The sequence below is a fragment of the Vibrio sp. OY15 genome (genome assembly GCF_000742455.1).
GTDB classification, from domain to species: domain Bacteria; phylum Pseudomonadota; class Gammaproteobacteria; order Enterobacterales; family Vibrionaceae; genus Vibrio; species Vibrio alginolyticus.
Genome location: NZ_JPIL01000009.1, coordinates 165,004 through 183,976 on the forward strand (window position 1 = coordinate 165,004; position 18,973 = coordinate 183,976).

19 protein-coding genes are annotated in these 18,973 nt (G+C 44.9%); 8 read left to right on the forward strand and 11 right to left on the reverse strand.

Features of this window, described 5'->3' with window-relative positions; all coding sequences use genetic code 11:
* The first annotated feature begins 24 nt into the window (after positions 1–24).
* Positions 25–804, forward strand: coding sequence for a methyltransferase domain-containing protein (locus IJ23_RS11250; protein WP_033906303.1), 780 nt, complete (start codon positions 25–27; stop codon positions 802–804).
* 63 nt (positions 805–867) lie between these two features.
* Here IJ23_RS11250 and IJ23_RS11255 read toward each other — a convergent pair whose 3' ends face one another.
* Positions 868–1,749, reverse strand: coding sequence for a DMT family transporter (locus IJ23_RS11255; protein WP_005373940.1), 882 nt, complete (start codon positions 1,747–1,749; stop codon positions 868–870).
* A 93-nt stretch (positions 1,750–1,842) separates the two neighbouring features.
* Between IJ23_RS11255 and IJ23_RS11260 the strand changes: the two genes are divergently transcribed.
* The 3 genes from IJ23_RS11260 (at position 1,843) to IJ23_RS11270 (ending at position 5,350) form a co-directional block, all read left to right on the forward strand.
* Positions 1,843–2,727, forward strand: coding sequence for a LysR family transcriptional regulator (locus tag IJ23_RS11260; protein ID WP_005387224.1), 885 nt, complete (start codon positions 1,843–1,845; stop codon positions 2,725–2,727).
* Positions 2,728–2,907: 180 nt separating this feature from the next.
* On the forward strand, positions 2,908–3,522 hold the full coding sequence (locus IJ23_RS11265) for an outer membrane beta-barrel protein (protein WP_005373936.1): 615 nt from the start codon (positions 2,908–2,910) through the stop codon (positions 3,520–3,522).
* A 160-nt stretch (positions 3,523–3,682) separates the two neighbouring features.
* The gene (locus IJ23_RS11270; protein WP_017635133.1) at positions 3,683–5,350 is read left to right on the forward strand and encodes an ABC transporter substrate-binding protein; all 1,668 of its coding nucleotides are present in this window, start codon (positions 3,683–3,685) and stop codon (positions 5,348–5,350) included.
* 75 nt (positions 5,351–5,425) lie between these two features.
* On the opposite strand, the gene ompV is transcribed toward IJ23_RS11270, so the two are convergent.
* The 4 genes from ompV to IJ23_RS11290 all read right to left on the reverse strand — a co-directional run bounded on the left by ompV (position 5,426) and on the right by IJ23_RS11290 (position 9,339).
* Positions 5,426–6,202, reverse strand: a complete 777-nt coding sequence (gene ompV / locus IJ23_RS11275; RefSeq protein WP_017635134.1) for an outer membrane protein OmpV — start codon at positions 6,200–6,202, stop codon at positions 5,426–5,428.
* A 221-nt stretch (positions 6,203–6,423) separates the two neighbouring features.
* Positions 6,424–6,957, reverse strand: a complete 534-nt coding sequence (locus tag IJ23_RS11280) for a copper resistance protein NlpE (RefSeq protein WP_005373930.1) — start codon at positions 6,955–6,957, stop codon at positions 6,424–6,426.
* A 260-nt stretch (positions 6,958–7,217) separates the two neighbouring features.
* Complete coding sequence (locus IJ23_RS11285) at positions 7,218–8,447, reverse strand: quaternary amine ABC transporter ATP-binding protein (protein ID WP_025768003.1); 1,230 nt, start codon at positions 8,445–8,447, stop codon at positions 7,218–7,220.
* Positions 8,440–9,339 carry an ABC transporter permease gene (locus tag IJ23_RS11290; RefSeq protein WP_005373926.1) on the reverse strand — a complete coding sequence of 300 codons (900 nt, stop codon included), beginning with the start codon at positions 9,337–9,339 and terminating at the stop codon, positions 8,440–8,442. Before IJ23_RS11290 ends, IJ23_RS11285 begins: the two co-directional genes overlap by 8 nt.
* A gap of 500 nt (positions 9,340–9,839) precedes the next feature.
* Here IJ23_RS11290 and IJ23_RS11295 point away from each other — a divergent pair, with 500 nt between their 5' ends.
* Genes IJ23_RS11295 through nqrM form a run of 3 tightly spaced genes read left to right on the forward strand, consistent with a single transcriptional unit; the run spans position 9,840 to position 10,844 of the window.
* The gene (locus IJ23_RS11295) at positions 9,840–10,130 is read left to right on the forward strand and encodes a DUF134 domain-containing protein (RefSeq protein ID WP_005373924.1); all 291 of its coding nucleotides are present in this window, start codon (positions 9,840–9,842) and stop codon (positions 10,128–10,130) included.
* Positions 10,127–10,633: a NifB/NifX family molybdenum-iron cluster-binding protein gene (locus IJ23_RS11300; protein WP_005387209.1), complete on the forward strand. Its 507-nt coding sequence runs from the start codon at positions 10,127–10,129 to the stop codon at positions 10,631–10,633. Before IJ23_RS11295 ends, IJ23_RS11300 begins: the two co-directional genes overlap by 4 nt.
* A 1-nt stretch (position 10,634) precedes the next feature.
* A complete protein-coding gene (gene nqrM, locus IJ23_RS11305; RefSeq protein WP_017635136.1) occupies positions 10,635–10,844 on the forward strand; it encodes a (Na+)-NQR maturation NqrM in 210 nt (69 codons plus the stop codon).
* On the opposite strand, the gene IJ23_RS11310 is transcribed toward nqrM, so the two are convergent.
* Positions 10,822–11,634, reverse strand: coding sequence for an aminoglycoside phosphotransferase family protein (locus IJ23_RS11310; protein ID WP_050550085.1), 813 nt, complete (start codon positions 11,632–11,634; stop codon positions 10,822–10,824). The genes nqrM and IJ23_RS11310 overlap by 23 nt on opposite strands.
* A 187-nt stretch (positions 11,635–11,821) precedes the next feature.
* Between IJ23_RS11310 and IJ23_RS11315 the strand changes: the two genes are divergently transcribed.
* On the forward strand, positions 11,822–12,016 hold the full coding sequence (locus IJ23_RS11315) for a hypothetical protein (RefSeq protein WP_005373920.1): 195 nt from the start codon (positions 11,822–11,824) through the stop codon (positions 12,014–12,016).
* Positions 12,017–12,091: 75 nt separating this feature from the next.
* Here the strand turns inward: IJ23_RS11315 and fusA are convergent, their stop codons facing one another.
* The 5 genes from fusA to IJ23_RS11340 all read right to left on the reverse strand — a co-directional run bounded on the left by fusA (position 12,092) and on the right by IJ23_RS11340 (position 18,803).
* A complete protein-coding gene (fusA, locus tag IJ23_RS11320; protein WP_033906305.1) occupies positions 12,092–14,116 on the reverse strand; it encodes an elongation factor G in 2,025 nt (674 codons plus the stop codon).
* Between the two features lie 293 nt (positions 14,117–14,409).
* Positions 14,410–15,402, reverse strand: a complete 993-nt coding sequence (gene dgcA, locus IJ23_RS11325; RefSeq protein WP_033906306.1) for an N-acetyl-D-Glu racemase DgcA — start codon at positions 15,400–15,402, stop codon at positions 14,410–14,412.
* A 50-nt stretch (positions 15,403–15,452) separates the two neighbouring features.
* Positions 15,453–16,457 carry an N-acetyltransferase DgcN gene (gene dgcN, locus IJ23_RS11330; protein WP_025767998.1) on the reverse strand — a complete coding sequence of 335 codons (1,005 nt, stop codon included), beginning with the start codon at positions 16,455–16,457 and terminating at the stop codon, positions 15,453–15,455.
* Between the two features lie 101 nt (positions 16,458–16,558).
* Positions 16,559–17,440, reverse strand: coding sequence for a LysR family transcriptional regulator (locus tag IJ23_RS11335; protein ID WP_025767997.1), 882 nt, complete (start codon positions 17,438–17,440; stop codon positions 16,559–16,561).
* A 154-nt stretch (positions 17,441–17,594) separates the two neighbouring features.
* Positions 17,595–18,803, reverse strand: a complete 1,209-nt coding sequence (locus IJ23_RS11340) for an MFS transporter (RefSeq protein ID WP_017635140.1) — start codon at positions 18,801–18,803, stop codon at positions 17,595–17,597.
* Between the last annotated feature and the right edge of the window lie 170 nt (positions 18,804–18,973).

An 18,973-nucleotide genomic window follows, 5' to 3' on the forward strand; every position in this document is an offset into this window, starting at 1 on the left:
TCTTAAAGTACGAACGGAAAAAACATGGAAGATTTTTACCTGACCGAGCACGGTTTGGCTGGTTATTTCGAGGCGCAATGGTTCGACAAGTTCATTGAGGAGCAACAGATTGAGATGATAACCAGTCGCTCAAAACAAGTCCCACTTTCTTTTTTGTCATCACCTCACTGCTCCCAAGTTGCTGATTTTATTGCGCAGGCGGTAATCGAAAGCAGCGTTCAGCCGTATTCCCTACTTGAGGTTGGGGCGGCGCTGGGAAGAAATTATTATGAGTTAGTGCAACGCTTACCTAACCTTAAAGAAGCGACGCTTGTGGAGCCTTCAAATAGGTTAATGGATGGCTTGAAGCAACTATTAATAGAAGAACAACGCGTCGAGCTTACTTACCTTCACGATGTGAACACCTTAAACACTTTAGAGGTAGAGAATAGAGATATCGTACAGAAATGTGCTCATGTTGATTTGACGCTAATTAACCAGCCTTTTGAGCTCGATACTCTCCAATCTCGCTTTGATTTAGTCGTATGTTTAAATGTGATTGATCAATGTGAGTCGCCACTTAGCGTGATCAATGCTCTAAAAAAAACCACCAAGGTGGGTGGGCTGATCGTTGTCTCTTGCACTTATCAGTGGAACGCGAAACACATCAAAAATAAAGAAGAGGCGGTTGATGATATCAAAGAATACTTTGCTGAAGGCTGGCGTCTAGTGTCGGAAGCCGAGCATGAATATCGCATCCGGTTTAATGATCGCTTTGCAAGGCAGTTTTTATCTCACGTAGTCGCTTACGTAAAAACCGATTAGAGCCACATAAAAAAACCGAGCACTTACGGCTCGGTTTTTTAGTCTTTGGGTTAGAGCACAACTTTAAGTAACGTGCGCTTCTTGTTGCTCTTGCAACTTTTTCTTACGACGTTCTCGTTTAGAAAGCCAAACCAGAGGCACAACAATCATAATGGTTCCTATTGCCATAAATATATCTGGCACTTCTCCAAACCAAATCAATCCCACAAACACGGCACCAATTAAGCCACTGTATTCAGCGCTGGCAATTTTGTTGCTATCGATCGAGCGGTAAGCGATGACACATGTTGCTGCATAAATCATGATGAACAGACTTGAGCCAGCAGCAACAGGGAAAGCACTCCAGTCCCAAGGTTCTGCTTCGATCAGAACAAGCAAGAAGGCTACTGGAATACCTGCCAAGTTTGTCATCAATAATGTTTGCATCACAGACTGATTTTTTGGCAGTTTTCGAATGAGCAAGTTATTGATTGCTAAAGTAATTGCAACAACTAAAGCTGAAATCGCTGCCCAATCGATTTGGTCTGGACGAATGATGACCAATACACCGGCAAAGCCCATTATCGCTGCGGCGACCGATTGTTTAGATAGCTGTTCGCCAAAAAAGATTGCTGCAAGCGGCAACATGATCAATGGCGCGGCGTAAAAGATCGCGTTCGCAGTTGCGAGCGGTAAAGATGAGATCGCCAAAACCATGAATATTGCACCAAGTAACCATACGTGAGCGCGAACAGCATGCCACTTAAACCCTTCAAGAAAAGGCGCATTTTTTGTTAGCAAGTAGACTGGCAGCAGGAAAAGCACCGCTGAAATTTGTCGGAAAAAGACAAATTGAAAAATAGGCACTTCATTTCCGACACTTTTAATTAAAGAGTCCGAAAGCACCGCAATGAGATTTCCAACAATTAATAGCAGCATCGCTGCTCCGACCGATGTAACTTTCACTTTTTCCTCTCCTCTTTCTTTGCCAAAGAGTAGGTGATGTCATAGGATGAAGTGAAGTGATATTTATTAGTTTAAGTATGAGATTTTTAGATAATGAAATTGCCACCACTCAGAGCGGTTCACTGTTTTGAATCTGTTGCCAGAAACTCTAGCTTTTCGCTTGCTGCTGAAGAACTCAATGTGACGCAAAGTGCCGTTAGTCACCAGATACGACTATTAGAAGATTATTTGGGTGAATCATTATTTATCCGTCAAGGCAGAAAGCTCTCTTTGTCCGATACGGGCACCCGCTATTTAGAGGATATTAGCCCAGCAATTAGCTCAATTGCGATGGCCAGCCAAAAGGTGCGAGAAGGGGACAAAGGCAGCATACGGTTGGCGATTTATAGCTCGCTTGCCGTAAAGTGGCTTATTCCTCGTTTGTCTGATTTTAAGCGCTTACATCCAGAAATCGATCTGACACTCAATATGGTCGTTGGTGATCCTGAACAGACAGACAGCGTTGGCGATTGTTTTATCACGGTAGAAAAGCCAAAGCGAAACTACATGTCGGTAAAGTTATACGCGGAGACGCTGTATCCGGTCTGCAGCCATAAAATTTGGAAAGAGTTGCAAGATCAACCGATTCCAGAAGCGCTTTGGCGATACCCTATTTTGTCGACAGACTCAATTTATCGTGAGAGAGGAAAAGACTGGGCTGAGTGGTGCAGAGCGGGCGGTTACACCTTGCCGAAAGATGTCGATGTTCAACATTTTAGTCATATGTTGTTGGCAATAGAGGCGGCGCGTTATGACCAAGGCATCGCATTTGCGAATGATTTTATGCTTAATGAAAGAGATAAAGCGCACGATTTGGTGTATATCCCTTCGCATGGATTGGAAACCGGCGACAGCTTTTATTTTATTCATAAAAAGAGTCGAGCCAAGCAAGCGGAAATCATCAAGCTCACTAACTGGTTGAAGCAGCAATGCTTGTGAAATGACTAAATTGTCAAAATTAAGAAAGAAAGTGGCAAAGTTGTGTCTAAATATTTCATGTTTTATTGAGTTTTTATTCATTAACATCCACTTGGTTTTGAAACCAAGTGAAATGGATAGCATGGCATGCTTAAGGATGGGCAAAACACAACCTCAATAATTAACAGGCAGTGAAATACAATGTTTAAAAAAACATGGCTAATGACAGCCCTTCTAGCAACATGTTCTGTTGCAAACGCAGCTCCTTACGTTGGTGCATCTGTAGGTCAAGCATCGTTTGGTGATGTTAATGGCTCTATCAATGGTGGTGGTACTAACGCTAGCACTAAACTTAAACTTGAAGATGACTCAAGCCTTTCAGGCAAAGTATTCGGTGGTTACAAATTCAACGAATACATTTCTCTAGAAGCAGCCATTGGTGGCTACGATGCTTTAGACGGCAAAGTTGTTACTGTTGGTGATATGAAGTATCTATCGATTCAGCCAAAAGCGACTCTACCGATTGGCGATCGTTTCAACCTTTTTGCTAAAGCTGGTCTTTCTTACTTCAATGCTGAATTCAAAATTAGCAACTCTGTGATTGACGGTAGCGCAGGCCATACCACCATTTCTGACAGCACTGTAACAGGCATGTACGGTTTAGGCGCAGAGTTCGCTATTACTGAAAACTTTGCTCTACAAGTTGAATGGGAATACATGATGCCTGAGCTAGACATTGCGAAATTTGGCAATGAAAAAGTAACGGTTGATGCAGACATCAATGTATTCTCTGTAGGTATGAGCTACCGTTTCTAAGAATACTTATTCAAGTTACCTCTTGGCTTAGTAAACGTTTTTGACTTCTGTTGGTCGAGCTGAGTCCAAGCTTTGAATTTGTTTAGATATAGCACAGGAAGTTTAGTTGCTAAGCGTCCTGTGCTATTTTTTTGCTTTGGAATAACTCTTAGGAATCTTTGTGAACGATGTCAATCTTAGGTATCTGGATCTACTGTTAAAGCACTTTGAACCTCACCAGTATCACCTTGTTACGCTTTCTGAGCTAGAAGCGGTGATTTGCACGTCGAGGCGCAATGTTTCTATTGTGATGAAAAAGCTTGCCACTTACGATTGGGTCGATTGGCAACCTGCGATTGGCCGAAGTAACGCTAGCCGTCTCAGTATTAATATTTCCCTCCAACAAGCGATGACCGAGTTTTTGGTTGAGGAGCTTGGCAGAGGAAGAATGAACTCAATAACGAAACTTATTGATTGGTTCGGTCAAACCGCGGTTAGAGCACTAACTATCGCTTCTGAAAAAGTGAATCGATTGAATGAATCAAATAACGCTATTTTGATTTCTTCTTACCCTTGGGTATCCAAAATCGACCCTGCGAATACTTACCGTCACACTGAATTACACGTCGCGAAAAGCGTTTATGACGTATTGCTGACCCAAAATTCCAATGGTGGTATCGAGCCATCGTTAGCACACGAATGGAAAATGGAAGGCAAGGTAATGACGTTATGGTTGCGGCCAGGCATATATCGCCATGATGGCGAGCCCCTTAACATACAGGATGTGGTTTGGAGTATAGAAAGACTTAGGGAGATAAAAGGACCAGTTCACGAGCTCTGGCAGTGTATTGATAGCGTGGTTGCAGAAACATCTAACTGCTTAAAAATTATATTGAAGTATCCGAACAAGTTGTTTCCATACATGCTAGCAACTCCTCATGCGTCTATTCTATGTCGAGATGTCGTCTCTTTCGGTTCTAGTTATTCCTACCACATCGGGACTGGGCCATTTAAAATTAGCGGCTGGAACCAGGAGAGTATGACTCTTGAAGCACACAAAGAGTATTTTTCAGCACGCGCATTGTTAGATCAAATAACGCTGTCTCATGGTGATGTTAAAACCTTAAATATGTTGAGCTTTAACCAAAGCTCCGATCACGTTGAAGTGGAAAAAATTAGCGCATTTTCATATCTGACCTACCGCGAACGCGTGGAATCCCAACTCACAAAAGAGACTTGGTATCAACTTGCTGATTACATCCATGTGCAAAAGCGAATTTATGATGCGCCAAGTGCCGTTGACAGCATTCAGTTAGAGACTCATGAGCAAGATTTATCAATAACAGATGGTGGTGTGATACCTAAACTGAAAGGTAAAGTGGTATTAGCTGAACCTGTCTGGACGATTCCGAGTTTAATTCGTCATTCCGAATGGTTGCACAGTGTGATTCGTGCAACGGGATTGGAGTTGGAGCTCATTGTTATTGATGACATTAGTTTTCCTGAGGTAGTGTCTCACCAAGCAGACTTGCTCTTCATTGAGGAAGTCATGGAAGCACCATTTGAATATGGCATCTTCGAATGGCTGTCGATAGCAACTGGACTGCGTTTTAGTTTTGATCAAAGCCAGATGCTAAGCCATAGAGAAAAGGTTCGCAGGGCGATGGCAGATGATCACTCGCTACAGTCTTTATTAAACCTAGAGAAAGCGCTGCGCGATCAGTACCTATATTTGCCTTTGTTTGTTGGCTACGAAGAAGTGACAAAAACACAGCAAGTGCGAGGTGTGCAGGTGAAGAATACAGGCTATAGCGATTTACATAGGTTATGGATTGCTCATTCACACTAACGTCTGTGTGCAATATGATGCAAATGTCCAACGCATAAAGCCATCGAAATGATGGCTTTATAAGGGCGTGTCGGATTAGAAGTTGTACGACACACTTGCGCCAACAACCCATTGGTTTGCACTATCAACGATAGAAGAGTCGCTGATACCGCTGCCTAGGCGCGTGTATTGTGTCATTTGGCTTACTTGCCAGTTGTCGTTGATTGGCATAACAAGTTTGTAGCCCACACCATAGCTTACCGTTGAATCACCTTTGTATGCTTTGCGGTTTGCGTTTGCTTCGCGTTGTTTTACACCAAAGTAGTAATCTACGTAGTCTTCACTTTGATAAGTTAGGTTAGCAAAAGGAACAAAATCAACACTACCGAATTTCATGATGTGGAAGTAAGTCGCACCCGCTAAGTAACCTTTGTAAGCACCACTGATATCGTGCTGAAGGTACGTAGAAATGACGTTGTTTTGATCCAGTGTAAAGTCTGCGTTTAAACCTAGATCGACGGCGAAGCGGCGTTTATCTGTGCCTTTCAGGCTTTTCGCTGTATCACCGTCGCGCATTACACCGCTACCTACAAGGTAGGCACTCATGTTGATTAACTCATTGGTGTTACCGAAGAAGCGGTAGTTAATGCCACTTAGGTCGGCATTAAAGTCGTCACCATGGTAACCACCGTTGAGAATTGGTGCTGTATTATGCTTTTGATCTTTGAAAAGATCGCTGCCTTGAGCCACACCAGCTTCTACGTTCCAACCGCCTTCGTTGTTGTAGATGTTACCGTTACGAATGTAAGTATCGCCAGCGAAAGCTGAGCCAGCAGCTGTCAGAGTAAGTAGTGCAATTAATGTTTTTTTCATCATTTTTCCGAGTTGTTCTGTTTTGTTTTGAACACTGTACAAAATGACGTTGTAAGCATCTATCGGCAAAGCGTATGGAAATGTAATGAACAATCAGGGTAAGAAGCAGAATGTTGCTTCAGAATAGAAAGGTTGCTGGAATAGTTTTCGTTAAAATAACGAAAAATCCGAGCTGGGGTGGCTCGGATTTGAGGTATTTATCAGGTATTGATACTAACTTCTTACTGTTTCGTTAAGTTGTATAGTGGTGCTAGGTCACCCGTTACTTTTTCGCCATTCATGTCTAGCTTCATAAGTACGTTTTCACCAACAAAGTATTGGTTTGGTGCATCTTCATTTGTCAACGTTACGATGCTGCCATTTGCGTCCCAAGTGAATTGACCTTCAGATTTTGATTGACCGTCTTCTTTGTCTTGGTAGCTTTCTTCAAGTACGTAAGTGCCATCTTGATTTAGTGTGATGGTCATATCGATACCAGCACAATCCGCGCAAGGTAGTGTTCCTTTGTAGGTGCCGTTCCAGTCCAGAGCACTTTGTGCGTTGTGTTCAGAGTCTACAAATGTCTCTTCAGTAATTACCTGTTCTTCTTCTACTGGTAACGTGTCAATTGTCTCAGTCGTAACGTCTGCACTGGTGGTGACTTCAGTTTCCGTTGCCTGAGGTACTTCAACTGCGCTTGTTTCGGCTGGTTTCTCATCTTGACAGCCTGCAAGAATGATTACCGCGCCTGTTAGTGCCAACATTGTCTTTTTCATTTTATCCCTCTTTAAATCAAGATTTTGTATGAGAGTAATAGTAGACATTTATCGAGGATTTGCGTCATCAAAAAGCAATAGAATGATCTGACTATGTCAATAAAACCGGATATGAGCATGAAATTGTCAGGAAAATCAGAACAATGTAAATGTTGCTTTGGGTATCAAGCTTGAGCCCACAGACAAATATCTAAAAGGGGATTGGGAGCGAGTTAATTGATAACAGCCCACATTATTGTGAGTTGTATTATCAACATCATCTAAGAAACGTTATTGAAGCTTGAGCGTGAAGTGCCTCGTTTTGTGCTTCGTTGATCAGAAAACAGCTCCGCAATAACCTGACGATTTAATTCGCCTTTCAAATTGCCGTGCTTATCGATGACGGGCAGTGAATATTCACACGACATGACTTCAGTCAGCACTTGCTCAATGGCTAAATGTGGAGAGATGATAGGCACCTCTTCATAGATATCATCACGCCAATCTGATAGGTGAGTTAACTTCGCTGCGTTTAGCAATCCTTGCTGTGTTATCACGCCTTGATAGCCTGCATTGGTCTCATGGTAGGCATAATCACGTTTAACACGTTTCATTTCACTCAGCGCATCTTCAATGGTTTCAGCGCGAACACAGTACGAAGGTGGCTGCATCAGCGTTTCGACCGTCAGTGCTCGCGCTCTATTGACGTCTTTTACAAAGGCTTCAACGTACTCATCGGCAGGATGCAGTAAGATTTCGTCCGGTGAACCTTGTTGGACAAGTTCACCGTCTTTAAGTATCGCGATGCGATCGCCAAGTCGAAGCGCTTCATCTAAATCATGAGTAATGAAAATAATGGTTTTGTGCAGCTTCTGTTGCAGCTCTACCAACTGATCTTGCATTTCGCTCCGAATCAGAGGGTCCAATGCTGAGAAAGCCTCGTCCATCAACAGTATTTCGGCGTCGGTAGCCAGTGCCCGTGCAAGGCCCACACGCTGTTGCTGTCCACCCGATAGTTGAGCAGGATACTGGTGCTCATAACCCGTCAGTCCAACGGTTTCTAACCATTCATTTGCTTTTTCTAAGCGCGCCTCTTTATTTATTCCCTGAACTTCTAAACCATATGCGATGTTGTCGATAACAGTGCGATGAGGCAGCAAGCCAAAGCGTTGGAACACCATAGACATCTTGTGACGGCGAAACTGTTCAAGCTCTTTGTTAGAAAGTTGCATGACATCCACCCCTTCTACCAAAATCTGCCCCATGGTTGGATCGATTAATCGGTTGAAGTGGCGAATCATGGTGGATTTTCCAGAACCGGATAATCCCATAATGACAAAAATTTCACCCTTTTGAATTTGCAGGTTGATGTCTTTTAGTCCGACCGTATGGCCCGTTTCCGCTAAAACCTGCTCTTTACTATGTCCCAACTTAACGCGCTCAATCACGCTATTGGGCTTGGGGCCGAAGATTTTATACAGACCGCTGATTTCGATAAGTGGACTAGTCATGTTTTGAGTCTCCTAAATGAGCTTGAGTGCGTTTCGCATACGCTTGTGAAGCACGATCAAAAAGGATTGCTAGGGCGACAATTGCTAAACCATTGAGAAGACCAAGAGTGAAATATTGATTGGTAATAGACTTTAGAACAGGCTGACCTAAACCTTTTACCCCAATCATTGATGCGATGACCACCATTGACAGTGCCATCATGATCGTTTGGTTAATTCCCGCCATGATGGTTGGCATTGCAAGCGGAAGCTGAACCCCAAAAAGCCGTTGCCGAGTGCTGGCACCAAATGCGGTTGCGGCTTCCAATACTTCTTTATCAACTAGACGAATGCCCAAATTGGTTAAACGAATAACCGGTGGAATCGCGTAGATCACTACTGCGATAAGGCCAGGAATTTTCCCGATGCCCAATAACATCACAACTGGAATGAGATACACAAATGCCGGCATGGTTTGCATGACGTCGAGTAATGGTGTTACCACCGACTGAATGCGATTAGAGCGCGCCATAGCGATGCCGATAGGGATACCAAGTGCGATGGCAAGCATAGTACATACAGTGATGATACTGAGCGTGCGCATAGTGTCTTCCCACATTCCAAAATAGCCAATCAGAATCAGCGAACCAAAACATGCAGCGGCCAGTTTCCAAGAGCGGCTGGCGGCATAAACGAGAGTGGTGCAGACACCTAAAATAATGAACCAAGGTGTAGAAATCAGAAGTTTTTCAAACCAGACAAGAAACGCAAGGAGCGGATCAAACAGAGACTCAATGAGTTCACCATACTCGCGAGAGAAATCTCTATAGGCGCCGTCGAGTGTTTTGCGAATCGCCCTGAGATCAGAGGCATCCATTTCCGGGAATTCGCTGAGCCAATTTGAGTCAGACATATGTACTTCCTTTTTCTGATATACCTAAGCGCTCTCAAGAAACTTAATTTGGCAAGAAGAGTAGGGCACCTAGGCCAAGTAATGTTCGTTCGACAGGTTCTGTATCGAAAGTATTACCCTTTAAGCTCAGGCCAATGTCGTCAAACTTCTCTTTTTCGTTTCTTAGGTATACATCCTTTTAAATAAAACAATCATTAGTGTTCAAACTAATGATTTGCTTGGATTATAGTTTTTCTTCTTCAATAAAATGAACACATTAGCGTGTATTTGTATGAAAAATCTGCGCAAACTAACGTTTTTATTATCCGGTTAATTAGAATTGATCTTTTTGTTCGTTTGTCATCAAAATCCCTAAATTATTAGATGTCTAATTAATGCTGATGTATTACGTATTTGTCGTGTTGATTTTTGCAAACTTAGTTTATTGGCATATGCTAAAAATGTTATTGGCATATGCCAGTTTAAGGCGTAATTTGACTCTGTGTTTTTGAGGGACAATGATGGCAAGACCAAAGATAGAAAGACGAATATGCGGACGTGCGGCTCACCATTGCTTTAAGCCCAATGGCATTCCATTTAATCAGTTGGAGCAAGTCGCCATATTACCAGAAGAGTTAGAAGCGCTACGTTTAGCCGACTTAGAGGGGCTTAGCCAGCAGCAAGCTGCGGAGCAGATGGGCGTTTCTAGACAAACTTTTGGTAACACAGTAAAAAGTGCAAGATTGAAAGTCGCAAAAAGTTTAGTTGAAGGTCATGCATTAGTTTTTCCGAATGAGGAGTCAAACTTATGATTTATGCTATTCCTAATGATGGTGAGCGGGTGGCAAACCACTTTGTAAAAGCACCATACATTGCTATTTATTCTGATACTGACGGTATGCTAAAAAACTTAGCGAACATAGCTTCTATGCCACAAGCGGGTTGTAATGCGAAGTCTCAGTTGATTCAGTCTCTACAAGGGTACAATGTGGATGCTGTTCTTGTGCGAAATATCGGTGAACGTGTATTGGCAAAGCTACTTAGCAGTGGCACGCCAGTATTTAGGCTGTCTACTCGTAGTTCCTTGGAAGATGTGCTTGCGGTTCCAAGAGAGCCTTTGATTGAGCCCTCTCAAGGACGCCCATCAAACAATCATAAGAAAAGTGTTCACAAACAAAAAGGCGGCTGCGGCTCCTGTGGTTGTGGTGGCCAAAAATCAAAACCCTCCTTGTTGGCAAGACCTAAGGCGCTACTCAAAGCAACATCTAGCCCTGCTATACTTAAGCTAGAGTCGATGGCTAATAAGGCAGGTTAATATGGTTTGGTTATTTACCTTTCTTGGTTTTCTCGCAATCATTTTGTTGATGTCACTTGGCGTCATTTTTCACAACAAGCGCATTCAAGGAAGTTGCGGCGGTTTAAACAACGTCGGTGTTGATAAAGTATGCAACTGCGAAACCTCATGCGCAGAACCTGAAAGGCGTTTATATCAAATCTCAGAGCCTAACTCATCACCTGAGCGCTAAGGCTTTTGGCCCATTGCGGCAAGGTTTGCCGAAACCAGTCCAAATACTTGCTGGTCTGCGGATTCTCTCTGGAGACCAGTATGTTGACTACCTCGACAACGATCCACGCTTTTGCTAGTCCGATATCGCGCGCCAATTCTGTTGTTTCACCTTTCTCTGCGCACTTTATATATTTGTCTGCTACGTTCAAGTAATCATCAAATGTGCCCATGCCCTCGATGAGCGGCGCTAAATCTATCGCGACATGCCCTGTAGAAAAGCGCTCCCAGTCGAACAGCACCAGCTCGCCATTTTGGCGCTGTCCCCAGTTTCCTGCATTGGTGTCTCCGGAGATCAAGTTCTGCCCATCGAAAAGGTGCGCCGATCGTTGTTGTAGCTGGTGGAAGAACTGTTCTGTCTCTGAGCCCAGTTTAAGTGTTGCGAGTGCTTGTTGAGTCGCTTGTGGTGTCCACTGGTGGCGGTGATAAACACCATCTGATGTTGGTGGAAGTCGGTGCAGTTTGACGAGTTGTTCAATGACTCGATCATCTTCAAGTAAGAATGCTTGCTCGACTGCGTGGGGAACGTATTCAACGTACAGAACGTTTTTCTGGTCGTCGAGTTGAATCAAGCGCGGTACGTGTATTCCAAGCGCGTTAAACTGCTCGGCATAGCGTTGATAAAACGCCACTTCTATTTGAGTAGGGTTACGTTTTTCTATTACTTGGACGCCATCTTTTTCGATGAGAAAAACTTTGGCACTGCCCATTTGGTTGAGTTCTTGTTGCGACACCGGACTTCCTGTCTTCATGTAGAGAGAGCTCACCTTAATCGCTGCACTCACGTTTGCCAATAGCCACGACAAAGTGCCTCAAAAATATTAAATGCAACTGTTTAAATATGATTTTGTCGTTGGTGTCTAAATTTTACACAGTTACGCCTGTACTCCGATAAATTCGTTCTACGCTTACTATTCGTCTTAATAAAGGAGAACCAAAATGGCTGTAATGAAGCAGGATATTCCAAATCGTGTAACGGTTTACCATGACAATATCGACCAAGAACAAGAGCTGAAAAATGCGATGCTGCCAGAGAAACCGCGCTACTTTAACGGTGCTCCGACTTACAAAGCGAACAGCATCGAAGAGTTTGAAAGCAAAATCAGTCAGATAGGTTTGTCTCTCGATAAATAATTTTTCTTTTACCTAAAAGCGCCCTCAAAATGAGGGCGCTTTTTTGTTTATGTGATTGATTTGAATCTTAGGGAATTAACCTTGTTGTGTACTGCCTTGGCAGACCTGTTTTTGCACTGCTGGTGGCGCAGGCTCGTAATGGCTTAAGGTCATACTAAAGCTGCCTTCACCACCAGTGATAGAGCGTAATCGACGAGCGTAATCTTGCAGCTCGTTTACAGGTGACTTGGCTCTGAGTAAGGTGAAGCTGCTGTCGATTGGCTCGGTGCCTTCGATTAAGCCTCGGTTTCCAGATAAATCTCCAGAAACATCGCCAACGTTCGCGGTTGGGATGTGCAGTTCCATCTGGACAATGGGTTCTAGCACAATAGGATCTGCGTTGTTAATCGCATCTAAAAAGGCTTTCTTACCTGCGATGACAAACGCAATTTCTTTCGAATCGACGGAGTGATATTTACCGTCATAAACGGTGACTTCCACATCCTTAATTGGGTTGCCAGAAATCGCGCCTTCCTCTAACGCTTGCAAAATACCTTTTTCAACAGCAGGAATGAGCGCGGTTGGAATGGCGCCACCCACTACTTTGTTGATGAACTTAAATCCGGCACCACGTTCGAGTGGACGAACCTTCAATTGCACTTCACCAAACTGGCCTGCACCGCCACTTTGTTTTTTGTGTCGATAATGCCCTTCGGCAGGTTTGGTGATGGTTTCAAAGTATTCGACGCTTGGTTGGCAGGTTTCGACGTCCAGTTTGTACACGTTCGCCATCTTTTCTAATGCGACTTTGAGGTGAAACTCCCCTTGGCCGCTGATGATGGTTTCGTTGGTGCGAGCGCGATGTTCGATGCGCAGAGAAGGGTCTTCACTGGCAATTTTATTCAGCACATCTCCTAATTTTTGCTCATCTCCACGCTTAAGAGGCTTCAAGCACAAAGAATACATGGAGTCAGGAAGGTCCAACGTTTTGAGTTGAACTCCATCTTCTTCGTGAGAGTCATGAACGATTGAATCGAATTCGAGATCATCCACTTTGGCTAAAACGCAGAAGTCGCCTGTAAGCGCGCGAGGGATCTCGGTTCTATCTTTGCCCTGCAGTTGATATAAGTGCCCAACCTTGAATGCCTTGTTGCTTTCGCCAATATAAAGCTGGCTGCCCGCATTGATTTCACCCTGATATACACGTAAGTAGGCAAGTTTTCCCATATATGGGTCGACGCTGACTTTGTACACGTGTGCGACGGTGTGCTCTAAGGTTTCGCAATTTACTTTGATTTTTTTGCCGTTCTTTTCCAGTTGAGGAGGGTTACCCTCGTTTGGCATGGGCATGATCTCCGCCAAGGTGCGTAGCAGCAGCTCGACGCCCGCACCGGTTTGTGCTGAGACAAAACAGACAGGAATCACATGTCCAGTTCTCAGTGCTTCTTCAAACGGATCATGCAGTTGCTCTGCGGTGAGTTCGGAGCCTTGTTCCAGATACAGTTCCATCAGTTCTTCATCGACTTCGATGACTTGGTCAATTAAGGTCTCATGAGCTTCATCTACCGTTGCAAGTAAGGTTTCTCGTCCCAATTCTGGTTCGAAATAGCAGTCAACTACAGATTCCCCGTCAGCCGAAGGTAAGTTGATCGGCAAGCAGTGGTCACCAAAATGCTCAACGATGTTCTCCATCAATCTTTCTAACTGATTACCGTGGTTATCGAGCTTATTGATGATGATCATCTGACATTTTTGCTGCTCTTTAGCAAAGGTGAATAAGCGATCGGAAGTTTGGTTTAGTGGGGTTTGAGGGTCGATGACAAGGGCAGATGTTTCAACGGCAGGAAAAACGCTGATAGTACGGCCAAGTAACTCGTTTTGTCCCGGAGTGTCGATGATATTGAGCCGGTGTTTATTCCAGCGCAGTGCGACTGGCGTTGCTTCAATACTGTGTTGATATTGGATGGATTGAGGGTCGAAGTCGGTAACAGTATCGCCTTTTTCTACGCTGCCTAAATGGTGGGTGGCATCGCAGGTGAAGAGCAGTTTTTCTATCAGTGTGGTTTTACCGGTCCCGGTTTGACCGACAAAAGCGATATTGCGTATTTTGTTGATAGGCATAGAGCCTCCTTGCAAGATGGCGTGAAAAACCTACGAATTGCTAGGAAGTGGGTTGTTATAGAAACCCACGCACTGCATTGGAGTAGGGCGGGATTACCGCCTATTCGTCTTCCATGTCATTTTCCGGATGACTCGATGCATAAGACCACCTTCTTGGACTACTGGAATCTTAGCATGCCTCAATAACCATATAATTTATGTGATTTATTTCATGATGGGGCTGATTGTTTTTTAATCGAGATCATAAACTCAGAGGTTCTGACTTTTGGAGCAAAACCTCTGGATTGTTTAGGCTATTTGGAAAGAACGATTTCGCCGTCGCGATAAACCAAGCTTGGCGTTACATCTTGTCCGAGCAACACCGGGCCATCAAGATCGACAACGCTTGCCTGAGCAGCAATGGGTAAGGCAGCACGCATCGCAAGCGACGTCCCCAACATACAACCGGACATGAGGCTAAAACCGAGTTTTTGGGCGTCGTCGGCTAATAATAGTGCTTCAGTGAGCCCGCCAGTTTTATCTAGCTTAATATTCACCATTTCATATTTTCCAACCAGCTGATGTAATTGCTCTCTGGTGTGACAACTTTCATCGGCGCAAAGTGGAATGGGGTGCGGAATGCTGGCGAGTACGTCATCGCAGTCTTGTGGCAACGGTTGTTCGATCATGGTGATGTCTAGCGGTTCGAGTTGAGCAAATACCGTCGCGAGGTCGAGGTTTTGCCACGCTTCATTCGCATCTAAGACAATTTGTGCGTGCGGCGCGGCATCGCGTACTGCTGCAACGCGCTCAATCACGTTTTCACCATCCAGTTTTACCTTAAGCAGTTTTGCGCCTTGGCTAAGGTAAGCTTGTGCCTGTTTTGCCATCGCTTGCGGCTTGTCGATAGAAACCGTCATCGCCGTCACAATCGCCTCGGGTAAAGTAAAGAGGTCGTGAACCTGCTGCTTTTGGCTCAAAAGCGCGTGAAGATGCCAAAGGGCGCAATCCAATGCATTTCTTGCCGCCCCTGCGGGTAATAACGATTGAAGCTGGCTTTTGAGAACCATGACATCAGCTTCGCCTTTGGCATACAAACTTTGCAGTTCATGCGCGGCGTGAGAAATCGCCTTAATCACCGATTCAACCGATTCACCATAACGAGGGTATGGCGTGCATTCACCTTGGGCGGTCATGCCTCGATGTTCAATTGTCACGCGGACTACGTGGCACTCTGTCCGACTGCCGCGAGAGATGCGAAATGGTGTCGCCATGGCAATCGTGACAGGTTCTACATGAATTTTCATCTCACTAGTTTTCCCTAAACCGCAGTTATTTTCTAAACCGTAAATGTTTCTTAAATCGTAAGGAGCCTATCTGCAACCGCATCAACGCCAAAACGTACAGGGTCGGTGACGGGCACTTGGTATTTGTCGCTCCAATCCTGGCATAACTGGGCTGCATCTTCTTCGCTGACCGCCGAAGTGTTCAAGCAAATACCCACTAATTGAGCGTTTGGATTTGTTAGGCGAGCAGCGGCCAGATTCGCTTCTATCGTTTGTTCAATGGTTGGCAAGCTCGCATGTGGTAAGTTGCGGATGTGCGGGCGACCAATCTCATGGCACAGTATCAGAGCGTCAGCTTGTGCGCCGTGAAGTAAGCCCAAACTTACGCCAGCAAACGAAGGGTTAAACAATGAACCTTGCCCTTCGATGATGTCCCAATCGTGATCGGTGAACTCAGGGCTGATCGCTTCTACTGCGCCGGAGATAAAATCGGCAACTACGGCATCAATCGAAATGCCACTGCCTGCGATGAGAATTCCGGTTTGACCCGTTGCTTTGAACTCTGCACGACAGTTTTTACGCTTCAATGCATACTCAATGGCAAGGGCAGAGTACATTTTGCCAACGGAGCAATCTGTTCCTACAGTAAGTACTCGCTTGCCTGCACGAGCTTTGCCATTGCCGACCTTGAGCGGGGCATCATAATGGCGAACATCATACAGTTTGGTTAATCCGCGTTGTTCTAGATCGGCAAGAGGAGAAAATTCCGCCAAACGTTGATGCATGCCCGATGCAATTTCAAATCCCATCTCTGCCGCTTCAAGTAAGGTTGCTTGCCAAGCTTCGGGAATGACGCCTCCTGGATTTGCCGTGCCGAGCACCAGCGTTTTTGCTCCTTGCTGCTGCGCTTGTTGTATTGTCATGTCGGTTAAACCAAGCGATACGGTTTCTGGCGTCAGGCGGATTTGGCCAAGGCAAATCTCAGGTCGCCATTGGTAAATGCCACGCGCGGTTTTTGCTGCAAGTGGATCGGTTACATCGCCAAGAAAAAGTAGGTAAGGTTGAGCAATTTGCATGATGGTTCCCTTCGTCATCGTTATTGCTCATTAATGTAGCCAGACTGATTTAGGAAACCGAATGCTTATTTGTTAGGCAGGTATAACTTCAGGTTATACCTTTAAACCATCTGTTGTTTTAGAGCGGTGATAAATTGCTTTGTCGCAATGGATTGAGGTGTGTGCTCTGCGAATAAAATAGAGACAGAGAAGGACATATTTGGCTCCAAAGCATGCACGGAAACGGCATTATCTTGGCGATATTGTTTTGCAGTCCAAGGGTCTACAATCGCGAATCCTGCTTCGTTTTTCACCAGTTCAGCCGCCGCGGAGTAGCTGCGGACGGTAATGGCATGTTGATAATGCTCGTCACGCGCTGACAAGGTTTGATGTAACAGCAAGCCCAGAGGGTCTCGGCTATCTAAACCGATAATGGGTAAATCGTGACTGATGAGTTCTTCTAAAATGACGGTTTTTTCTGCGGGTATCGCTGCGCTTTTAGGAGCGATCAGTGCTAAGTTTTCTTTCAATAACACGTGCCCCATGATCGCTGGTGGTGTTTCTTCACCGAACGCAATGGCGACATCCAGTTCATGTTTCAGTAATCCTGAGCACAGCTCATCGCGATTGGCCGTTAATAGCTCAAAGGAGATGCCGTGCTCTTTCGACAACAACGCGACAGTCGGCGCTAACAAGTGCGCGGCCAAAACAGGCGGGGCACCGACTCGTAAATGTTGAGTTCCCTGTTTGACTTTGTTGGTCAGAGAGCGAAATTGTCCGAGTTGTTGATAGACTTTTTCAGCCTCTGGCAATAAGGCTTTGGCTTCTTGAGTGGGAACGAGACGGCCCTTTACACGCTCAAATAAAGCGAAGCTCAGTTGTTGTTCTGTATGGGCGAGAACTCGAGTGACATTAGGTTGGGAAACGTGCAGTAAGCGAGCCGCGCCTGACACCGTTCCTGCTTGCATAATGGCGTAAAAGACTTCTAATTGCCTTAAGTTCACTGCGATTTCCCCCTGCTCATGTTGGTCACTTCAGAATACCCAACCTTGCTGATAAGCGATAGAGGCAAAAGTGCTGGCGTAAAAAATAGGAAGACGATGTTGGTTGCCTTCCTATCTCGCTTTTTCAATTTCTCAACTTCTCAATTTCTATGCTTCACTTTGCTGCTGCATGAAGGGGCAGGTCGTTAAACGGCTCGACGTCTCGACTGAGTAATCCCATCAAAATCACTGCTAACACCATGACAGCAGCTGCGATTGCAAAACCGTATTGTGTTAGTTCGTAATGACTCAACATTGCAATCAGGACGTAACTGAGAGATTGAATGGTGGTGGCAAACATGCTGATGCCGCCATCGACGCGACCTCGTTGATGAACCGCTACGGTGTGATGCATCCAGTTGACTCTCGCAATGCGATTTAGCGCGTTAAATACGCCAAACAGCGCCGTAAACAATAAGATGGTCAGCGGGCTCATCGCAAAACTCATCCCGATAAGCGCAAAAGATACCATAACCATCGAAGCGAACATAATGTGGCTATGGGAGGCACGGCTTAGCACTTTGGTGACAATAAAGCCGGTTAGCAACGAACCGAGGCCAAAACTGATGTTGAACCCTGCAAACCAATCGCCAGAGATGCCTTGTTCAGAAAACCAAATCGGCACCAGTTTGCTCAAATACGTCAATGCAGGATAAGAGAGGCAAGAGAGCAGAATAAAGCCATAAAATCGGGGTTCGAGACGGAATATTTGTTTGCTCTCTTTGAGTTGCGCGATGAAAGCAACGGATTTTGACGCCCTTAATTGTTGGGTATAAGGCGTCAGAATATAGAACATCGCTGCTAACGCAGAGGCGCTGGCCGCAAACAAAGCAAACTCTTTCATACCCCACATTTCAAGCAAAACAATACCCAACGCGCCAGCTCCGAGGGTTGTGGATTGCATTACAATTTCTTGCTGACCCGAAATTTTCGCATACTCATGGTGCTGATAATTTTCTTGGGTGAAGGCGTTGTTGGTCGTCCATGCAAAATTACTCGAAACCCAATACACCAATTGCGCAAAAGCCAGCAACCAGTGTGACTCAAACCCTAACCAATAAGCAATGAACACCACCAAAGCCATACCCGATTGAATCCATTGATTGAGCACGAGTAGTACTTTGCGTGAATGTCGGTCAATTAAAGTGGAAAAGAAAGGCGTTGCTAGAAAAGAAATCGCGGTGCAGCTCAGAGAAACTAAAGCTACGAAAGTGCCCATGTTAGGTTCGGAAAGCATGACCCATGGCAGCGCCATCATGAATAAGCCAGAGGAGATACTGTCGAAGAAGCGGCCAGCTAAGTACGGCTGAGTTTTATTTTTCATTATGTTTGCCTCTAACTCCCGATGGATTTCAAAAGGTTGATGTCCAACTGTCTTGTGGTTAACAACCAAGTCGTTCGCGCTGAATACATTATCTTGAGATCGCCGGGGTTTAGCGTTAATTAAGATGGTGCAACTTTAAAACCTCAAGTAAACTTGAGGTAAAGCATTTT